This is a genomic window from Rhodococcus sp. AB351, from assembly GCF_049538275.1.
Lineage (GTDB): Bacteria > Actinomycetota > Actinomycetes > Mycobacteriales > Mycobacteriaceae > Rhodococcus.
The window spans coordinates 728,376-749,709 of record NZ_JBMVFW010000001.1 but is presented as its reverse complement, the minus strand read 5'-3'; the positions used below and the strand labels follow the sequence as shown (position 1 = coordinate 749,709).

General features: G+C 71.1%; 3 protein-coding genes. 1 reads left to right on the top strand and 2 read right to left on the bottom strand.

Annotated elements, in window-relative coordinates:
- Positions 1-131 precede the first annotated feature (131 nt).
- On the top strand, positions 132-647 hold the full coding sequence (locus ACPCXD_RS03540; protein WP_120280268.1) for an arsenate reductase/protein-tyrosine-phosphatase family protein: 516 nt from the start codon (positions 132-134) through the stop codon (positions 645-647).
- Here ACPCXD_RS03540 and ACPCXD_RS03535 read toward each other — a convergent pair.
- Both ACPCXD_RS03535 and ACPCXD_RS03530 read right to left on the bottom strand, forming a co-directional pair.
- The gene (locus ACPCXD_RS03535; protein WP_423658429.1) at positions 618-2,357 is read right to left on the bottom strand and encodes a tyrosine-protein kinase domain-containing protein; all 1,740 of its coding nucleotides are present in this window, start codon (positions 2,355-2,357) and stop codon (positions 618-620) included. The genes ACPCXD_RS03540 and ACPCXD_RS03535 overlap by 30 nt on opposite strands.
- Complete coding sequence (locus ACPCXD_RS03530; protein ID WP_514132886.1) at positions 2,357-21,160, bottom strand: amino acid adenylation domain-containing protein; 18,804 nt, start codon at positions 21,158-21,160, stop codon at positions 2,357-2,359. Before ACPCXD_RS03530 ends, ACPCXD_RS03535 begins: the two co-directional genes overlap by 1 nt.
- Between the last annotated feature and the right edge of the window lie 174 nt (positions 21,161-21,334).

Below are 21,334 nucleotides of genomic sequence, written 5' to 3'. Positions count from 1 at the left end.
CCGAAATCACCGACGATGGTACAGAACGTTACCGATCGGTCACGAGGGCCGTTCGGATGACGTACACCGGGACCGAGCACTCCACAGATGTCTCCTGAGCGTCCGGAAGGCGTCTCCCATAGGATCGCCGAATGCGGATTCTCTATGTGTGTACCGGAAACATCTGCCGATCACCCACCGCAGAAAGGCTGACCACCGCCTACGCGGCCGAGGCCGGTCGCGACGACCTCTCGGCGCACAGCGCCGGCACCCGGGCGATGGTCGGCTACGGCATGGAACCCACCGCGGCACTCGTGTTGCAGCAGCTCGGAGGCGATCCGGACGGATTCGCCGCGCGTCGGATCACCCCGCAGATCGCGGAGGACTCCGACATGATCATCACGATGAGCGAGCGGCACCGCGCCAAGGTCGTCCAGCTCGCACCGCGCAGGATGCGCGTGACGTTCACGCTGCGCGAGGCCGCCAGGCTGCAGAACGCCACCGGTGCGCGGACCATCGCAGAACTGACGACGGCCCGGGCGCAGATGTCTGCGCCCGGGCCGGAGGACATCGTCGACCCGATCGGCCGTGACGAGGAGACGTTCGTCACGGTCGGATCCGAGATCGCCGATCTGTTGCTACCTCTCCTCGCCGCTCTCCGAGCCTGAGTCGTTCACCGGGCGCCGCGGTGCGTGCACCACGGGTCGCGACAGCGGCTCGGCGGCGGAGTACGCCTGCGGCGCCTGGTAGGGCTCGTTGCCGTACCGCTCCGATGCCGGCTGCGGCGCCGGCGGGAACTGCTCCGCAGCGCGGTAGTGGTAGGCGTCGTTGCTCGGCGCCGGGTAGGCCTGCGTGGCCGGCGGCTCGACGTGACGGTGACCGTTCTGCGGCCGGGCCGGTCCCTCGACGGGTGCCTGCGCCTGCGGAGCCGGCTGAGCGGCCGGTGCAGTCGGGGCCGGTGCACCGACACGCTGCGTCGCCGGCGTGCTCGTCTGAGCGGCTGCCGGGGTGGCACCGTCCTTGTCGGAGCTGTAGTAATACCGGTACTCGTAGGCACTGCCACGCCCCTTGGTGGGGGTCATGGACAGGATCGTGCCCAGCACGGGCGCATTGACCGCACGCAGGTTGCCGACTGCCCGACCGAACTGCTCACGGGTGGTCTTGCCGTAGCGCGCGATGAGCAGCGCACCGTCGGCGATGTTCGTGAGGATCGCCGCGTCGGTGACGGGCAGCAGCGGCGGCGCGTCGATGATGACGTAGTCGAAGCGCGACCGCAGGTCCTCGATGACCTCCCGCGCATGCGCGGAGCCGAGCAGCTCGGACGGGTTGGGCGGCAGACCGCCCGCAGCGAGCACCCACATGCCGTCGAAGCGGGTCGGCTGGAGCACGTCCTCGAGCGAGGCCGTGTGCGCGAGCACGTTCGACAGGCCGGCGTCGCCGAGCGTGGCGAGGTACTTGCTCACGCGCGGGCGGCGCAGGTCGGCTTCGACGAGCACCACGGAGTGTCCGGCTTCGGCGAGCACCAGGGCCAGGTTGACGGCCGTGGTGGTCTTTCCCTCGCTGGGAAGCGAGCTGGTGACGACAATCGCGCGCGGCGGGTTGTCGACCTCGAGGAACTGCAGGTTGGTCCGCATCTCGCGGTAGGCCTCGGCGTCGCCGCTGTTGGCGTCCGCGAAGACGATCGCCGGCTCTTCCTGGCGGGCCTTGTCGAGCGGGATCACACCCACCACACCGGTGCCGGCGAGATCCTCGACGGCGTTGCGGTCCTTGATGGTGTTGTCGAGGCGGTCACGCAGCACCGCGAGGGCGATACCGAGCAGCAGACCGACGGCCAGACCCAGCGCGACGTTCCGCGTGGTCTTCGGCGTCACCGGCGACGACGGCGTGGCCGCGTACTGCTCGACCACCACGCGGGCGGTGGGCGGGCCGCCGTCCTCGGGGGTCTCCAATTCGCGTGCCATGACGACGAACTCGTCCGACAGGGCATTGGCTAGGTCGCGGGCACGCTCGGGCGACTCGTCGGTGACGGCGGTGTCGATGAGCACCGTGTCGGGAGTCGACGAAGCGGTCACCTTGCCGGCCAGATCGACGGCCGACATGTCGCCGAGACCGAGCTTCTCGAGGGTGCGCTGCGCGAGGGTGGTGCCCTCGAGCAGTTCGGTGTAGGAGGTGACTCGCTGCTGCGAGAACAGGTTGCCCTGGTAGATCTCCTGCACCGATGCGCCCGACGAGGTCGACACGAACAGACGTGTCTTGGCTTCGTACTGCGGCGTGGTCAGCAGGGAGGCGCCGAGAGCGGCAAGAACCGCCACCACCGTCGTGACGGCGACGATCTTCCACCTCGCCTGCAGAATTCGCAGGTAATCATGTACTTCCATCAGGGCGTCTCCCTCGTTGCGGTAACACTGCGTGCGCACCCGGTGGGCGCGGTGTGGGGGTCGTCGTGGCGCTCGAGCACGCTGTCGAGCACCGGGCCGATCGCACGCACCGCGTCCGGATCGGCCAGTTCCGAGTGCGTGAACGGCACCGGATGTTCGACGACGAGACCGCGCACATACCGCTGCCAGGTGGCGGCGATATCTGGGTGCCGGTCGAGATCGGGTGCGGCGACCACCAGGACGATGTCGCCGTCGTATTCGCCGAGAGTGTGCTTGCGCACCGCATCTTCGACGGCCTGCGCGGCGGCGTCGGTGCGGCGCCGGACCTCGGCGACGAGTTCTTCGGGCAGCCCGGCGATGTCGGGTACGTTCTCTGCCGCAGGGTGGGGCTCGGCAGGCACAGTCTCGGGCGTGAGCGTGTCGAGCAGCACTACCGCACCGACCTGCTCTCCGTGCTCGCGGAGCTGCACGGCCATCTCGTGTGCGATGGTGCCGCCCACCGACCAGCCCAGCAGGTGGTAGGGACCATCGGGTCTCACCTTACGGATTTTGGCCACATACCGCGCGGCGAGTTCGCCGATGCTGTCCGGAATGTCGTCGAAGCCCGTTGCCTGGAGACCGTAGAGGGTGCGGCCGTCGAGATGCTGTGCGAGCCCGGCGTACATCCATGCGAGTCCGCTGATGGGGTGCACGCAGAACAGCGGCGGCTTCTCGTCACCGCGACCGGCAATCTCGACGATGCTGCCGAGCGGGTCGCGTTCGTCGTCGCTGCGCGGGTCGCGCTCGTCATTACTGCGGCCATGTTCGATGCGGTCGGCGAGCGACGCGAGATCCGGGCTGGTGAACAGCCATTCGACGGGAACGTCGGCGCCGAGCGCGTCGCGCAGCTCGCCGGCGACGGTGACGGCCGCGATGGAACTGCCACCGAGATCGAAGAAGCTTCGGTCGGCGGAGATCTCGTCGATCGGCACGTCGAGGTGGCGGGCGAACACCGCGGCGACGGTCTGTGCGATGTGCCCCTGCGGCGCCACATACGGTTCGTCGACCGCGGCGTCGGGGGCGGGCAGCGCCGCGCGGTCGACCTTGCCGGACGCCATCAGCGGCAGTGCGTCGACGACGGTGATGCTCGCCGGCCGCAGGTGCCGCGGCAGGTCGGCGACGAGCGCGCGACGCAACGCCGCCATGTCGGGTGCGGTGCCGGTCTCGGGCTGGATGTAGGAGACGAGCACGGTGTCACCGTCACGTCCGGGATGCGGAACGGTCACGGCCGCCGCGACTCCCGGACGGTTCAGCAGCGCGGCGTCGACCTCGGCGGGTTCGACGCGGATGCCGTGGATCTTCACCTGGTCGTCGATGCGGGCCACGTAGTCCAGTACCCCGCTCGGCAGGATCCGAACCAGGTCGCCCGTGCGGTACAGCCGCCACCCGCCGTCGCCGAACGGGTTCGCAACGAATCGCGTTGCGGTGAGGCCGGATTCGTAGCGGTAGCCGCGGGCGGTGCTGTCACCGGCCACGTAGAGCTCGCCGACGGTGCCGCGCGGCACGGGGTGCAGACGCGAGTCGAGCACGTAGGCGGTGGCTCCCGCGACAGGCGTGCCGATGCTCGGCTTCTCGTCATCGGTGAGCGGCGCGGAATACGAGACGGCGACGGTGAATTCGGTGGGTCCGTAGCCGTTGACGATCCGGTGCCGCGACCAGCGGCCCACCAGCGCACCGGGCAGGGTCTCACCGGCGGCGACGATCGTCGTCGGCTCGAGTGCCTCGGGGTCGAGGGTGCCGAGCACGGTGGGCGTGAGGTTGAGGTGCGTGACGCGCTCGTCGACGATCAGCTCCTGCAAGGGTTCCCCGGCGAAGGTGTGGTCGGGGGCGACCACGAGGGCACCGCCGTGCGCGTGGGCGGAGAGCAGTTCGAAGACCGCGGCGTCGAAGGTGTGCGAGGCGACCTGCAGCACGCGCGATTCCGGCCCGAGGTCGAGCAGGCCGGTCTGCACGTCGAGCAGCGCCGCGAGTCCGCGGTGGGTGACATCGACGCCCTTCGGGGTGCCCGTGGTGCCGGACGTGTAGATCGTGTAGGCGAGGTCGTCGGATGTCACTGCGGGACGCGGCGGTTCGACGGCGTCGAAGTCGATGCTGCGGTCAGCGGTGAGGTCGAGCCACGTCACGTGGCCGAGTTCGCGATAGCCGACGGTCAGGCCGATGCGAGCACCGGAGTCGGCGAGGATCGCAGCGCTGCGCGCGTCGGGCTGGGTGAGGTCGACAGACACCCATGCCGCACCGAGTTTCGTGATCGCCCAGACGGCGAGCGGCCAGTACTCGCTGCGCGGCACGGCGATCGCGACGAGGTCGCCGCGCCGCACCCCGTGGGAGGCGAGCACGGAGGCGATCTCGTCGGCGCGGGCGTCGAGTCCGCCGTACGTCCACGCGACGGTGCCGGAGCGCACCGCGATGCGTCCACGATGCTGCTCGACGGAAGTCTCCAGGATCTCGAGCAGCGTGCGCGGCGCGACGACGGGAGCCGACAGCGGCGCAGGCACCGGCACGGCGAGATCACCGACGGCGCGGTCGGGTTCGGCGAGCGCCGCGGCGAGCATCGCGACGAGGTCGGTGAGCATCGCGTCGCCGGTGGTGGCGTCGAACAGATCCGTCGCATAGACGAGGCGCAGGTCGAGTCCGTCCTCACGCTCGACGAGTTCGACGACCACGTCGAACTGCGCGGCCGGTTCCCCGGCGTCGGTCTCGGCGATCTGCACGTCCGGCAGCTGCGGCAGCACCTCGCCGGCCTCGACGCGGTGCGTGAGCAGCACCTGGAAGAGCGGGCTGTACGACGGGTCGCGCCGCGGCGCGAGGCGGGCGACCACCTCGTCGAACGGCACGTCGGCATGCGCGAGCGCGCCGAGATCGGTGGCCCGCACGTCGCGCAGCAGGTCGGTGAACGGCCGCGACGGGTCGACGGCGGTGCGCAGCACGACGGTGCCGACGAACATGCCGACGAGCCGGTCGAGGCGCGCATCGGTGCGACCCGCGATCGCGGTGCCGACGGCGATGTCGGTGCGTCCGCTGCGACGCGCGAGCATCGCGGCGAGCACCGCGTGGACGAGCATGAACACGGTGACGTCGTGGCTGCGCGCGACATCCCGGAGGCGTCGGTGGGTCTCGGCGTCGAGCTTGGAGACGATCTGCGCGCCACGGTGGGTCGGCTGCGCGGGGCGCGGCCGGTCGGTGGGCAGCGGCAGCGGGCTGTCGGGCAGGCCCGCGAGTGTGGTTGCCCAGTAGTCGAGTTGGCGGGCGGCGAGCGAAGACGAGTCTGCGGCGTCGCCGAGCAGTTCGTGCTGCCAGCGCGCGTAGTCGCCGTAGGTGACGGGCAGCGACTCGAAGAGCGGTGCTTCTCCCCCGCGACGCGCGGCGTAGGCCACAGCGAGATCGGTGAGCAGCGGACCGACGGATGCGCCGTCGAACGCGATGTGGTGCACGGCGGCGGCGAGTACCCAGCGGCCGGGTTCGACGTGGAACAACCGGATCCGCATCGGTGCCTGCGTCGTGATGTCGAAGGGCGTGGTGATCGTAGCGGTCACGGCCGCGGCGACGTCCTCCGGCGCGGAGTGTTCGAGCACCGGCGGGTCGACGGGTACCTGCACGTCGTCGGTGAAGGCGGTGCGCAGCACGCGGTGACGGTCGACGACATCGCTCACCGCGGCGGTGAGGGCGTCGACGTCGAGGTCGCCGCTCAGCGTCAGCACGACCGGCACGAGATAGCCGGCGGTGCCGGTCTCGGCCCGCGCGACGATGCCGAGGCGGCGCTGCGCGGGTGCGATCGGTGCCGGGGTGTCATCGTCGTAGTGCCGCAGCGCGACGCGCTGGTCGTCGCCGGATTCGATGCGGGCAGCGAGCGCGGCGAGCGTGGGGGCGGCGAGCACCTCGCGCACCGGCACGTCGGTGCCGAACGTCTCGCTCAGTCGCGCGGCGAACACGACGGCCGACAGCGAATCGCCGCCGGCGGTGAAGAACCCCCGGTGCGCGGCCGGGCGAGCACCGAGCACGTCCTCGGCGACGGTGACGACGAGATCCTCGGCATCGGTGAGCGGCCGGTCGAGGGCCGCGTCGTCGTCGAGTGCGGCGGCGTCGTGCAGTTCGAGCGCGGCGACGTCGAGCTTGCCGTTGGACGTGAGGGGCAGCTGGTCGAGCGCGTGCACGCGGGTCGGCATGCGGTGCGGCGGCACGACGAGCGCGAGTCGCGCGGTGATGTCGTCGGCCGACAGATCCGGTCCGGCCGCGAACGCGACGAGCGTGCCGCTCACCGCGACCACCGCTGCCTGCCGGATACCGGGCTGGGCGAGCAGCGTGGCTTCGAGTTCGCCGGGTTCGATGCGCACGCCGCGCACCTTGAGCTGGCGGTCGGTGCGGCCGAGGTAGCCGAGGGTGTCGTCGACGCGGCGGTGGACGCGGTCGCCCGTGCGGTACATGCGGGCACCGCCGGGGGCGGCGACGAAGCGTTCGGCGGTGCGGGCCGGGTCGTCGAGATACCCGGCGGCGAGGCCCTCACCCGCGAGGTACAGCTCGCCGACGGCGCCGGCCGGCACGGGACGCAGCCGGGCGTCGAGCACGTGGGCGACGGTGCCGGGCACGGGCTTGCCGATGCTCGGGCGGGTGCCGGGTTCGATGTCGACGAGGGTCGCGACGATCGTGGCCTCGGTCGGCCCGTAGGCGTCGAGCATCACGCGGCCGTCGGCCCAGCGCGCCGCGAGCGACGGCGACAGGGATTCGCCACCGGACGCGACGACCTTCAAATCCGGCAGTCCCTCGGGGTCGAGGGTGCCGAGCGCCGTGGGGGTCGACAGGTAATGAGTGATGCGCTGCTCGGCGAGGTAGCGGTGCAGGTCCTGCCCGGCATAGACGTCCGGGGGTGCGACGACGAGCGTCGCGCCGGTGGTGTGGGCGAGCAGCAGTTCGAGCAGCGCCGCGTCGAACTCGGGTGAATAGCCGTGCAGCACGCGGTCTCCGGGCTCGACCCGGTAGCGCTCGGCCACTTCGGCCGCGAGCGGGGCGAGTCCACGGTGCGTCACCGCGACCCGCTTCGGGGTGCCGGTGGACCCGGAAGTGGACACGACGTAGGCGGTGCCGGGCAGGCACGTCTCCCCTGCCTGCCGCGAATGTGTGAAGGCCGCACCGGTCTTGGTGATGGCCCACAGGGTGCGGATGTAGTCGACGCTGCGCGGTGCGTCGATGCGCACGATCCGGCCGTCCCGCGCGCCGTCGGCCCGCAGTTCGTCAGCAAGTGCGTCGGACTGTTCGTCGAGTTCGCGGTAGGTGAGCGATTCACCGTCGCCGCGCAGGGCCTCCCGGTCGGGATGGGCGGCGGCGGTGGCGCGCAGCATCTCGGCGAGGGTGCGTGCCGGGGCCGGTTCGCCGCCGTCGAGGGCGGGAGCCGGAGCGTCGACGGCCACTTCACCGATGGTCCTGCCGGGTGCGCTCGCCAGGCTGCCGAGCAGCGCGACGAAACGGGAAACGAGCAGTTCGGCGGTGCGGCCGGCGAAGCGGGCGGCGTCGAACACGAGCGTGCCGGTGTAGCCGTCGGGACGCGGGGCAAGGGTGAACTGCAGGTCGAATTTCGGTGTGTCGTCGAGGACTTCGCGCGCCTCGACGGTGAGCTCTCCCAGGCTGATCGGGTCGATGCCGAAGTCCTGCAACGCCAACGCGACCTGCGGTGCGCCGCTCTGCCGCTCCGACAGCAGCTGCTCGTACGGCACGGCGACGTGATCGAAGGCGGCGACGTCGAAGTCGCGGACCTGGCCGAGCAGTCCGGCGAACGACATGTCGGGGGCCACGCGGGCACGCAACACGAGAGTGTCGAGGAACGGGCCGACGAGGTCTTCGAGCTGCGCCCAGCGGCGTCCACCCACCACGGCGGCGACGGCAATGTCGTCGCTGCCGCCGAGTCGCGCGAGCAGCACCGACAGCGCGGCGTGCAACACCATGAACTCGGTGGCGCCGTGCGCGCGGGCGAGGTCAGCGAGCGCGTCGCGCACCTCGGCGGGCACCGTGAAGTCGACGCTGCGCGCACCGGTGTCGGTTCCGGTGGCGTCGGCGGGCAGTTCGGTGACGGTGAGTCCGTCGAGAGCGCGTCGCCAGTGCTCGAGGTCGCGTTCGGGGATGCCGCGTTCGGCTTCCCACAGGGCGTAGTCGGCGTACTGCAGCGGCAGCGGTTCCCACTGCGGTGCCGCGCCGTTCACGCGGGCGAGATAGGCGATGGTGAGGTCGCGCAGCAGCGGCCGCAGCGACGTGCCGTCGGCGATCGAATGGTCGACGTCGAGGTGCAGCACGTGCTGGTCGGGGCCGGTGCGTTCGAGTCGCACGCGCCACCGGTCGCTGCGCGGCGCTTCGTGCACCTGCTGGTACACGCCGTCGCCGTCGACGATGTAGTCGGTCCGTAGGATCTCGTGGCGCAGCGCGACGTCGCCGAGCGCGGCCTGCAGGGCACCGAGGTCGAGCGGTCCGCTCAGGTTCACCTCGCTGCGCAGCCGGTAGGCATCGGGGGCAAGCGAACTCAGTCCCCACAGGCGACGCTGGGCGCGACTGAGCGGGATCCGTTCCGGTCGCGGCGACACCGCGACGGGTCCGGCGTCGGTGTCGAAACCACCGGCGTCGAGAGCGGCGGCGAGCGCGTCGACGGTGGGGTTCGCGAAGACGGTGCGCAACGGCACGTCGGTGCCGGTCTCGTCGCGCAGGCGTCCGACGAGGACGGTGGCGAGCAGCGAGTTGCCACCGACAGCGAAGAAATCGTCGGTGCGTCCCACGGCGGTGCCGTCGCCGAGGACATCGCCGATGATGCGGGCGACGAGCGTTTCGGTCTCCGTGCGCGGTTCGCTGCCTTCGCCGGCGACGGGTTCGGGCAAGGCGGCGACGTCGACCTTGCCGTGGGAGGTGAGCGGGATCGCGGCCAGCGGCACGATCGCGGTGGGCACGAGGTGCGCGGGCAGGACGGTGCGCAGCTGGGCTCGCAGGTCTGCGTCGTCCAAATTACTGCCGTCGAGGTTCTCGCCGGTGACGTAGGAGATGAGGCGGCCGCTGCGCACGAGCGTCACAGCGCGGTCGACGCCGTCGAGTGCGGTGAGGGCGGTGTCGATCTCGCCGGGTTCGATGCGCACGCCGCGCAGCTTGATCTGGTTGTCGCTGCGGCCGACGAATTCGAGGGCGCCGGCACGGGTCCAGCGCACGAGGTCGCCGGTGCGGTAGCGGCGGCCGTCGGGTCCGGCGACGAACCGTGCGGCGGTGCGAGCAGCGGCGTGACGGTAGCCCGACGCGAGTCGCGGTCCCGAGACGTACAGTTCGCCGACCACGCCGGCGGGCACGGGACGCAGCCGCTCGTCGAGAACCTCGACGGTGACGCCGCGGACGGGAGTGCCGATGACGATGTCGTCGCCCGGTCGCAGGGGCTGCGAGTTGGTGACGAACATCGTGGCCTCGGCCGGGCCGTAGCTGTTGACGAGAGTGCGCCCGTCTCCCCAACGATCGACGATCTCGCGGGTGAGCCGGTCGCCGCCGAGCACGAGCGTGCGCAGGGCCGGCAGGTCGCGCACCGGCACGGTCGCGAGCGTCGACGGCGTCATCACCGCGTGGGTGATCGCGGCACTGTCGAGCAGGTCGCCGAGGGCAGCGCCACCGTAGCTGTCGGCGTCGGCCACCACGAGCGTCGCGCCGGAGATGCCGGCGGTGAGCATTTCGAGCATTGCGGCGTCGAACGACGGTGCCGCGACGTGCAGGACGCGATCGCCCGGGAAGGCTGCGAGGTATTCGCCGATGTCCTCGGCGAACGCGCTCGCGGCGCGCTGGGTGACGGTGACGGCCTTGGGGTGTCCGGTGGTGCCGGAGGTGAAGACGAAGTACGCGGGAGCGTCGGGTGCGGGGTCGACGACGTCGGCGAGCGGTTCCTCGTCGTCGGAGGTCACCTCGAGCCACCGCACGGTCGCCGGAAGTGCCGGCGCTTCACCGACTCCCACGTGCACGTCGGCGAGCATCTCCGCCAGGCGCGCGGTGGGGGCGGTGGGGTCGACGAGCATCGGTGCGGCGCCGGCGCCGATGATGCCCCACACGGCGACCACCGATTCGAGCGAGCGCGGGTAGGCGCACGCGACCGGGTCGCCCGGGCGCACCCCGGCGAGCTGCAGGCGCGCGGCGAGAGCGTCGGAGTAGTACAGCAGTTCGGGATACGACAGTTCGCGGTCGCCGTCGACGATCGCGAGTTCCTCGCCACCGGCGGCCGCGCCCCGCGCGAGCCACTGCCGCAGCGACCGGAATGCACCCGGCACAGCGCCGACGGTGGGCAGATCGGCGTTGCCGTGCAGGTCGATCTCGCCGACCCGCACACCCGGATCCGCGACGGCAGCGCTCAGGATCGTACGCAGACGGTCGGCGTAGGCGGCGACGGTGTCGGCGTCGTACAGGTCTGTGCTGTAGAAGAATTCGAGGTCGATGCCGTCCTGCTGCTCGGTGACGGTGACCTGCACGTCGACGTTGACCGTTTCGGTGTCGACGGGCGCGGCGGTGACGTTCAGGCCGGGCAACGCGAAGGTCGACGCGACGGGGCGTGCCTGCGACAGCGCGACCTGGAACAGCGGGTGCCGTGCTTCGCTGCGCGCGGGCTGCAGCTTCTCGACGAGCGTCTCGAACGGTGCGTCCGGGTTGCCGTAGGCGGCGAGGTCGCGGTGGTGCACCTGCGCGAGCAGTTCGGTGAAGGTGGCGTCGGGGTCGACGTCGGTGCGCAGCACGAGAGTGCCGGCGAACATGCCGACGACGTCGTCGAGCTGCGGGTCGCCGCGACCGGAGACGGCCGTGCCGATGGGGATGTCGCGACCGGCACCGTGCCGCGCGAGCAGTGCCGCGAGCGCGGCGTGCAGCACCATGAACACCGTCGCGCGACCCTCACGGGCCAGCTCGTGCAGTCCGCGGACGAGGTCGGCGTCGAGCGAGACGGTGTGGGCGGCACCGTGTCCGGTGGGTTGTGCGGGGCGCGGCCGGTCGCCGGGCAGGGTCACCTCGTCGGGCAGGTCGGCGAGTTCGCCCAGCCAGTACGGGATCTGCTCGTCGGCGACGCTGCGCTGCCACCGCGCGTAGTCGGTGTACTGGACGGGGAGTTCCGGCAGCTCGGGGGTCGCGCCGCTGAGGCGGGCGTCGTAGGCGACGGCGATATCGCGCAGCAGCGGCGTGAGCGACCATCCGTCGGCGGCGATGTGATGCAGGACGACGAGCAGCACGTGCCGGTCGGGTGCCGTCCGGTACAGGCGCATGCGGGCCGGGGGTTCGACGGTGAGGTCGAAGCCGGTGGTGGCGTAGTCGCGGACGAACTCGTCGAGGGCGTCCTCCGGCACGGCCACCGGGTCGAGATCGGGGCGCGCGGCGGGCAGCACGGTGTATTCGTCGGCGGCCGGGTAGACGGTGCGCAGTGTGCGGTGCCGTTCGAGCACGTCGGCCACGGCAGCGGCGAGGGCGTCGACGTCGAGGTTCCCGTCGAGCCGCACCGCGAAGGGCAGGTTGTAGCTCGGGGACGCCGGGTCGAAGCGGTTGATGAACCACAGGCGTTGCTGCGCCGCCGACAACGGAGCCGGTGCGTCGGGGTCGGCGACGAGAGGCACACGGCGCGAACGGTTCTCACCGTTCTCGTCGACGAAGGCGGCGAGCGCTGCGACGGTGCGGTTCTCGAAGACGTCGCGGACGGTGACGTCGGTGTCGAGCACGTCCGACAGGCGACCGGCGAGGCGCGTGGCGAGCAGCGAGTTGCCGCCGAGGTGGAAGAAGTCGTCGTCGGCGCCGAGGGTGCCGGGGGCGATGCCGAGCAGTTCGGCGCACACGTCTGCGACGAGTTCCTCGACCGGTCCATGCGGTGCCGCTCCCCCACCGGCGGTGACGTCGGGGGTGGGCAGTGCGGCGCGGTCGAGTTTGCCGTTGGCGGTGAGCGGCAGCGCGTCGAGGACCACGGCGGCCGACGGCACGAGGTAGTCGGGCAGGCTGCGGCGCAGGTCGCGCAGCGCCGCGGTGGCGTCGCCGCCGACGAGATAGGCGACGAGACGGTCGTCGCGCAGCAGCACGACGGCCTGGCGCACGCCTTCGCTGCGCAGCAGGGCGGCTTCGATCTCGCCGGGTTCGATGCGGTAGCCGCGCAGTTCGATCTGCTGGTCGGCGCGACCGAGATAGTGCAACGACCCGGTGTTGTCGCGGCGGCCGAGGTCGCCGGTGCGGTAGCGGCGGGTGCCGCCGGGAGCGGCGACGAAGCGGGTCGCGGTCTGGCCGGGGCGTCCGCGGTAGCCGCGCGCGAGTTGATCTCCGCGCACGTACAGTTCGCCGATCGCGCCGGGCAGTGCGGGTCGCAGCGAGGAGTCGAGCACGTCCACGGCGAGACCGGGCAGCGGTGCACCGATGCCGGTCGCGGTGGCGTCGCCGAAGGTCACGTGCACGGTGGTCTCGGTGATGCCGAACATGTTGACCGCCCGCACATGCGGATGACGTTCGGCCCACGGGCGCACGCGCGCGGGGTCGAGGGCTTCGCCGCCGAAGATCAGCAGCCGCAGGTCCTCGAGCGGCGCGTGATCGGTGGCGGCGAGCTGGTAGAAGGCCGTGGGGGTCTGGTTGAGCACGGTCACCCGGTTGCTCGTGAGCACGTCCACGAAGGCCGCCGGGTCGCGCACGGTGAGGTGGTCGACCACGACGACGGACGCGCCGGTGCCGAGCGGTGCCCACATCTCCCAGACGGAGAAGTCGAAGGCCGGCGAGTGGAACAGCGTCCACACGTCGTCGGCACGCAGTCCGAATTCGTCGACGGTCGCGGCGAGCAGCGACAGCACGTTGCGGTGCGTCACCTGCACGCCCTTGGGGGTTCCGGTGGAGCCGGAGGTGTAGACGATGTAGGCGCCGAGATCCGCGACGAGCGGGAAGTCGAACAGGGCTCCGTCGTCGAGGCAGCCGGCGACCTCCGGGTCGTCGAGTCGCAGCGTCGGCACGCGGACGTCGGTGAAGTCGCTGTCGGTGACGACCAGCGAGGGCTGCGCGTCGTCGAACAGGGCCTGCAGGCGCGTCGCGGGATGCGTGACGTCGACGGGCAGGTAGATGCCACCGGCGCGGGAGACGGCGAGGATCGCGACGACGAGGTCGGGGGTGCGCGGCAGCGCGACGGCGACGACGTCCTCGGCGGTGACGCCGTGTTCGCGGAGGAGTTTGGCGAGCGCGCCCGAGCGCGACCACAGCGCGCCGTAGCTGAGGGAGTACCCGTCCCCCACCACGGCGACGGCCGCCGGATCGTCGGCCACGCGTTGCGCGACCAGCTCGGGCAGCGACTCTGCCGAAAGTTGTTGCGCGACGCCGACGGGGGTGAGGTCGGCGTCGCCCAACTCGATACCACCGACCGACACAGCCGGGTCGGCGGTAACGGCATCGAGGATACGCACGAACCACGACTGCCACTGCACAATCGTGTGCGAATCCACAAGTTCGTCCGCGTACGTAAGGATCGTCTCCAAACCGGCGGGCACACCGGTCTCGGAACGGCGTTCGCGGACGGTCAGTTCGAGGTCGACGCGGGCCGTGCCCACCGGGATCTCGCGGATCGTCCTGGAGCTGCCGGGCAACGTGAACTCGTCGAGCGAGAACGACTCGTACGCCAGGATGACCTGGAACAACGGGTGGTGCGCGTCGGTGCCGGCACCCACCGCGTCGACGATGCGATCGAACGGCACGTCAGCGTGGGCGAAGGCGTCGAGGTCGGCGCGACGGGTGTCGGCGAGCAGGTCGGCGAAGGTGCGGCGCGGATGCACCCGCAACCGCAGCGGCACGGTGCCGACGAACATGCCCACCACGTCGTCGACCGCGGCGTCGCTGCGTCCGGAGACCGGTGTGCCGATGGTGACGTCGTCGGTGGCGGCGAGCGCCGAGAGCAGCGTCGCGAAGGCGGCGTGCATCACCATGAACGGCGTGACGTCGTGGGCGCGGGCGAGCTTGTCGATCGCGGCGTGCAGTTCGGCGGGGATCGTGAAGCTCGCGCGACCCGCGGTACCGCTCGTCGCCGCAGTGCGGGGACGGTCGGTGGGCAGCGCGAGCAGCGGCGACGCGTCGTCGAGGGTCTGCTTCCAGAAGGCGAGCTGCCGGGCCGCGAGGCTGTCGGGATCGTTCTCGTCGCCGAGCACGGCCCGGTGCCAGCGTGCGTAGTCGCGGTAGGTCACCGCCGGTGCCGGCGGCTCCGGCGTCTCCCCGTCGCGGTGGGCGCGGTAGGCGGCGACGGCGTCGCGTCCGAGCGGCAGCAGCGACAGGCCGTCGGCGGCGATGTGGTCGATCACCACGGCGAGCACGTAGCCGGAGTCCGTCCGGTACAGCCGGGTGCGGATCGGCGGGTCGACGGTGAGATCGAAACGCGCGCGAGCGAATTCGGCCAACTCCGCATCGAGGTCGGTGCCCGCGTCGACGGGCTCGAGGTCGAGCGTCACCGACGGCAGCACGTGCTGGCGCGGGCCCGACGGGCTGTCGGGGAAGACCGTGCGCAGCGAGTCGTGGCGGGTCAGCACGGTGGCGGCGGCCGCGCGCACGGCGTCGAGGTCGGTGTCGGCGTCGAGGTCGAGCGCGAAGGCGATGTGGTCGCCGCCGTCGATACCGTCGGCCACGTCGAACCGGTTGAGCAGCCACATGCGCTGCTGCGCGGGTGCGAGCGGCGCGTCGCTGTCGTCGTCGATGTGCACGAGCGGCAGGTGCTCGCCGGCGGGTTCCTCGGCGAGCAGGTTCGCGAGTTCGGCAACGGTGGGGTGCTCGAAGATGTCGCGCACACCCACCCGTCGACCTGCGACTCCCCGCAGACGGGCGGCGAGCTGGGTCGCGAGCAGCGAGTTGCCGCCGACGGCGAAGAAGTCGTCCGATCCGGCGACGTTCGGCAGGTCGAGCAGGTCGGCGACGACACCGGCGACGAGTTCTTCGGTGGCGCTGCGATATCCGTCGGTGCGGGTCGCGATGACCACCGGTTCGGGCAGCGCGGCGCGGTCGATCTTGCCGGTGCTGGTGAGCGGGAACGCGTCGAGCACGGTGACGGTCGCGGGCACCATGTGCCGGGGCAGACGCTCGGTGGCCCACTCGCGGATCTCGTGCGGGTCGAGGCGGCCGTTGCGACTGTGCACGTAGGTGGCGAGGGTGTCGCCGCGCACCACGGTCACGGCGGTGCCGATACCCGGGTGGGTCTGCAGGGTCGCGTCGATCTCGCCGAGTTCGATGCGGAAACCGCGGATCTTGACCTGATGGTCGCTGCGGCCGACGAATTCGAGGGCACGGTCGTCGTCGTGTCCCGTCCAGCGCACGAGATCGCCTGTGCGGTAGAGGCGTCCGGTGCCGAACGGGTTGGCGACGAATCGGTCGGCGGTGAGTGCGGGTGCGTCGAGGTATCCGCGGGCGACGCCCTGTCCCCCGAGATACAGCTCGCCGGTCACGCCTTCGGGTACGGGCCGCAGGCGTTCGCTGAGCACCACCGCTGTGACGCCGACGAGGCCGGTGCCGATGGTGAGCCGGTCGCCGGGTGCGAAGGGTTCGCTCGACGTGGCGAGCACCGTCGTCTCGGTGGGGCCGTAGACGTTGAGCAGGGTGCGTCCGGGTGCCCAGCGTTCGGCGGTCTCGACGGGCCATGCCTCGCCGCCGATCGCGATGGTGCGCAGGGCATCGAGACCGGTGGGGTCGAGCTGCGTGGGCACGGAGGGCGTCGAGAACCAGTGGGTGATGCCTTCGGTGCGAAGCAGTTCCACGAGTTCGTCGCCGCCGAACAGGTCGGCGGGCGCGACCACCAGCGTGCCACCGGAGGTGAGCGCCAGGACGTATTCGAGCACCGCGCCGTCGAAGGCAGGGGTAGCGAAGTGCAGCACCCGCGCTTCGGTGGCGGTGTCGGAGACGGCGGGCAGGTCGAAACGTTCGACGAACGACTGGGCGAGCGGGCCGAGTCCCCGGTGCGAGACCACCACGCCCTTGGGCCGGCCGGTGGAGCCGGAGGTGTAGACGACGTAGGCGGTGTTGTCGACGTGCAGCGGCCGCACACGATCCGCGTCGGTGATCGGGCGGGTGTCGCCCTCGACGGTGAAGGCGATCGGCTCGACCCCGTCGGGCAGCGCGACGTCGCCGTCGACGATCGCGTACCGCGCACCCGAGGCGCCGAGCAACTGGGCGATGCGCGCGGCGGGCTGGTTGGGGTCGACGGGAACGAAGGCCGCGCCGCTCAGCGCGACGGCCGCGGCGGCGAGCACCGAGCGCGTCGACCGCGAGAGCACGACCGCCACACGGTCTTCCGTGCCGATGCCACGCTCGATCAGCGTCCACGCGAGCGGGCGCGCCGCCGTGCGGATCTCGACGGCCTCTCCGCCGGGTTCGGTGACGCAGGCCGGCGACCGGTCGATGATCTCGGCGAAGGTCGCTTCCGGGCCGGGTTCGGCCGGTTCGACGGAGAGGGTGCCGAGGTCGAGGTCGCCGACGGGCAGCGAGGGATGCTGCGCGACCTGCTCGAGCACTCCGCTCAGGCGGGTCACCCAACGGGCGATGGTGTCGTCGTCGAACAGCTTCGTGTCGTAGACGAGACGGCCGGTGAGCGATCCGTCGCGCACTTCGCGCAGCGAGATCTCGAGGTCGAATCGCGCCTGCGACGAGGCGATCTCCTGCGGCCGCACCGTGAGGCCGGGCAGTTCGAGGTCGGGCACGTCCACGTTGTCGTAGGCGAGCATCACGTGGAAGGGCGAGAAACCCAGGGCGTCGACGACGTAGTCGAACGGCACGGTGGCGTGCGCGAAGGCGTCGAGGTCGGTGTCGCGGGCCTGCGCGAGCAGCGCCGTGAACGGCTGCGCCGGGTCGACATTGGTCCGCAGGGTGACGGTGCCGACGAACATGCCGACGAGCGCGTCGAGGTCGGGGTGGTCGCGACCGGCCGTTCCGGTGCCGATGGCGATGTCGTGCCCGGAGGTCCAGGCGGCGAGCCACACGGCGACGGCGGCGTGCACGGCCATGAAAGTGGTGGCGTCGTGCGCGGCGGCGACGGACCTCAGTGCCGCGACCTGCTCGGCGGGCACCGTGAAGTCCACGGCCGCAGCGGGACCGAAGCCGCCGTTGCGGGGGCGGTCGGTGGGCAGCGGCGCCGCGTCGGTGAGACCGTCGAGTGTGCGTGTCCAGTAGTCGATCTCGCGACCGGCGCGGGTGTCGGGCGCTGCCGGATCTCCGAGGCGATCGAGATGCCACTGCGCGTAGTGCCGGTAGTGCAGCGGCAGCGGCGTCCACGCGGGCGCCTCCCCTGCCGTCCGGGCGAGGTAGGCGGTGGCGACGTCGGCGGTGAGCGGCACGAACGACGCACCGTCGAGCGCGATGTGGTGGGCGACGACGGCGAGCACGTGCTTGTCGTCGGCGAGTCGCAGCAAGCGGATGCGGAACGGGATCTGCGCGGTGAGGTCGAACGGTTCGGCCGCCCACTCGGTGATGAGCGATTCGACGTCGCCCTCGGCCGATTCGGGTTCGAGAGCGAGACCGGCGACGGCGCGCTCCAGCGGCAGCACGTCCTGCACCGGGCCGTCGAGTTCGAGGCGGAACAGGGTGCGGAGGGTTTCGTGCCGGTCGAGGACGTCCACCACCGCGGCCTGCAGCGCCGGCAGGTCGAGGGCGCCGTCGAGGTGCAGCGCGAACGGCAGGTGGTAGGCGGCCGGGTCGCCGTGTGCCCGGGCGAGCAGGAACAGTCGGCGCTGCGCGGGGGCGAGCGGCGACGGTCCGGTGTCGGGGGTGGCGACGGGGCGCGATTCCGATTCGGGTCGCTTCGCCGCAGCGGCCGCCAGTCGGGCGACGGTCGGGTGGGCGAACACGTCGCGCAACTGCACGTCGCGCCCCAGCGCGGCACCGAGCCGGGCGGCGAGCTGGGCGGCACCGAGCGAGTGACCGCCGAGTGCGAAGAAGTCGTCGTCGGCTCCGATGTCGTCGATGCCGGTGAGTTCGGCGAACAGCTCGGCGACGATCTTCTCGGTCGGGCCGTTGGGCGGTCGCGAGCCGACGGCCACGGCACGCTCGGGTGCGGGCAGCGCGCGCCGGTCGACCTTGCCGCCCGGAGTGAGGGGCAGCGCCTCGAGCACGGTGATCGACGACGGATGCAGATAGGTGGGCAGTTCGTCGGCGAGGCGGACGGTGAGATCGGCGGGGTCGACGTCGCCCACGACATAGGCGGCGATGTGCTCGCCGTGGACGGTGACGGTCGCGGCCTGCACCTCGGCGAAGGAGACGAGCGCGGCTTCGATCTCACCGAGTTCGATGCGGTAGCCGCGGATCTTCACCTGCTGGTCGGCACGGCCGAGGAATTCGAGGTGACCGTCGGTGGTCCAGCGGGCGCGGTCGCCCGTGCGGTACATGCGCCCACCGAACGGCGAGGCGACGAAGCGTTCGGCGGTGAGGGCCGGGGCGCCGAGGTAGCCGCGCGCGACGCCCGGTCCCCCGAGATACAACTCGCCGATCACGCCGGCAGGCACGGGATGCAGTCGAGCGTCGAGGACGACGGCGGTCATGCCATCGATCGGCCGGCCGATCGGAACGCCCGCGCCGGGCTGCAGCGGATCGCTGAGCGTCGCGAGAATCGTGGTCTCGGTGGGCCCGTAGGCGTTGAGCATCGTGCGGCCGGTGGACCAACGGTCGGCCACGGCCTGCGGCAGCGCTTCGCCACCGGCGTCGAGAACTTGCAGGTCGGGCAGGCCGTCGTCGGGGGTGACGGCGAGGATCGCCGGTGCGGTGATCGCGTGAGTGACTGATTCGCTGCGCAGCAGGGTCGCCAGCGCCGGTCCGCCGACGGCGTCGGGCGGGCAGATCACTAAAGTGGCGCCGGCGTCGAAGGCGAGGAGCAGTTCCTGCAGCGATGCGTCGAAGGACGGCGACGCGAGGTGCAGCACGCGCGACGTCGCGTCGGCGCGGTAGCGATCGCGCAGCGTCGACACGAGCGCCGACACACCGCGATGGCCGACCGCGACGGCCTTCGGGGTGCCGGTGGAACCGGACGTGTGGATGACCCACGCCGTGTTGTCGACGTGCAGCACGCGCAGGCGATGCTCGGCGGTGAAAGTCTCAGCGGAACCGTCGGCAAGCGGCGCGATGCGGGTGACGTGCTTGGGCAGCACCGGGTGGTCGTGGGCGACGGCGATCCGCACGTCGCGCAGCACCTGCTCGAGGCGGCGGACGGGAAGTTCGGGATCGAGCGGGGTGTAGGCGGCACCGGTCTTGGCGACGGCCCACAGTGCGACCACCGAATCGATCGAGCGGGGCAGCAGCACCGCGACGCGCTCTTCGGGTTCGGCACCGGCCGCGACCAGCGCATGAGCGAGCGCATCGGAGCGGGCGTCGAGTTCGCGGTAGGTGATGCGGTCGTTTCCGTCCACGACGGCGACGGTGTCGCTCGCGGCGTGGCGGGTGAGGACGTCGGGCAGCAGTTCCGGCTCGGGCGCGGTGCGTCCGCAGGCGGGAGCCAGACCCTCGAGTTCGGCCGGGTCGGCGAGGGCGAGATCGCCCACCGCGACGCCCGCGTTCTGCACGAACTCCTTCAGGAATCCGCGGAAACGGCTGTGCAGCGACGAGAGGTGCTCGTCGCTGTAGAGATTGGGGTTGGCCTCGAAGTCGACGCGCATCGTGCGGCCGGCGACGCCCGGGTAGACGTTGACGGCGAGATCGTCGATCGGGCCGCTGGACTGGTGGTGGTACTCCCCCGTCACGTCGCCGAACGCGATCTCGGGATGGAACATCATCAGGTTGACGGTGGGGCCGAACGGGCTCGCCGCCTCGTCGCGGGAGCGGCCGAGGCTGCGCAGATCCGCGAGCATGTCTTCGTACCGGTACCGCTGGTGGCGAAGGGTACTGCTCAGTTCCACCTGCACGTCGCGGATGAGTTCGACGGGTGTGGTTGCCGGATTCACGCACAGGCGCAACGGCACGACATTGGCGAGAACGCCTGCGGACCGACGCAGCGCGGCGGTGGTGCGCGCGGAGACGGGCAGGCTGAGTACGACGTCGACCACGCTCGTCGTACGGGCGAGGAACGCGCCGAACGCCGCGAGGACGATCGGCACGTCGGTGGAGTTCGCGTCGTGGGCGAGCGCCGAGACCGCAGCAGCTGTGTCGGCGTCGAGTTCGGAGTTCGCCCGGCGCGCCGGCACCCCGAGAGGTGCTTCGTGATCGACGAACGACACGGATTCGGGCAGGTCGGCGAGGCGCTCGAGCCAGTGCTGACGGTCGGTGTCCTGACGCTTCGAGCCCACATAGGCGGCCTCGACTTCGAGAATGTCGGCAATCGGCATCGCCTTGAGCGGCGGCGCGTCGGAGCCCGAGACCCACGCCGAATACAACTCGGCGGCGCGGTTGAGCATGTTGACCGCACCCTGCCCGTCGAGGGCGATGTGGTGGACGAAGCTCGACAGGAAATAGCGGTTGTCCGCGATGCGCAGCACCGTGGTGGCGATGAGCCGGTCGCTCAGCAGGTCGAGAGGCTTCGTGTACTGCTCTGTCATCCAGCGATGAGCTGCAGCTTCCGGGTCCTTCTCGGACCGCAGGTCCAGATAACGCGGCGCGTCCTCGATATCGGGGACGACCTTCTGGAACGGCTTACCGTCCTGTTCGACGAGCACGAGAGTGCCCGACTCAACCTCGCGCGCAGCCTGATTACAGGCGTCCCGAACCAGGTCCGCGTCGAGCTCGCCACGGAACTCCACATATTGCGCCGTGGTGAACGGTATGTCGGGATTCAGTTGCTGCGCGAACCACAGGCCCCGCTGACTCGGGGACAGCGGAAGTAGATGCACCACGCTCCCCTCGTCCTCCCGACACAATTGAAGACACGGGAAGTGCAGAAGCCTCCCCTGTCATGCGATCGTGGACGGAGCCTCCCAACTCCACGGTCACGATCACCGTGCAGAAGTTTACTTACAGTCACTGTTACCCACCACTTGAACGGTCGGCCAGATCGAAATCGGGTT

Bases quoted from the DNA above. Each gene is read 5' to 3' on its own strand.
- ACPCXD_RS03540 (WP_120280268.1), top strand. From the start codon at position 132: ATGCGGATTCTCTATGTGTGTACCGGAAACATCTGCCGATCACCCACC.
- ACPCXD_RS03535 (WP_423658429.1), bottom strand. From the start codon at position 2,357: ATGGAAGTACATGATTACCTGCGAATTCTGCAGGCGAGGTGGAAGATC.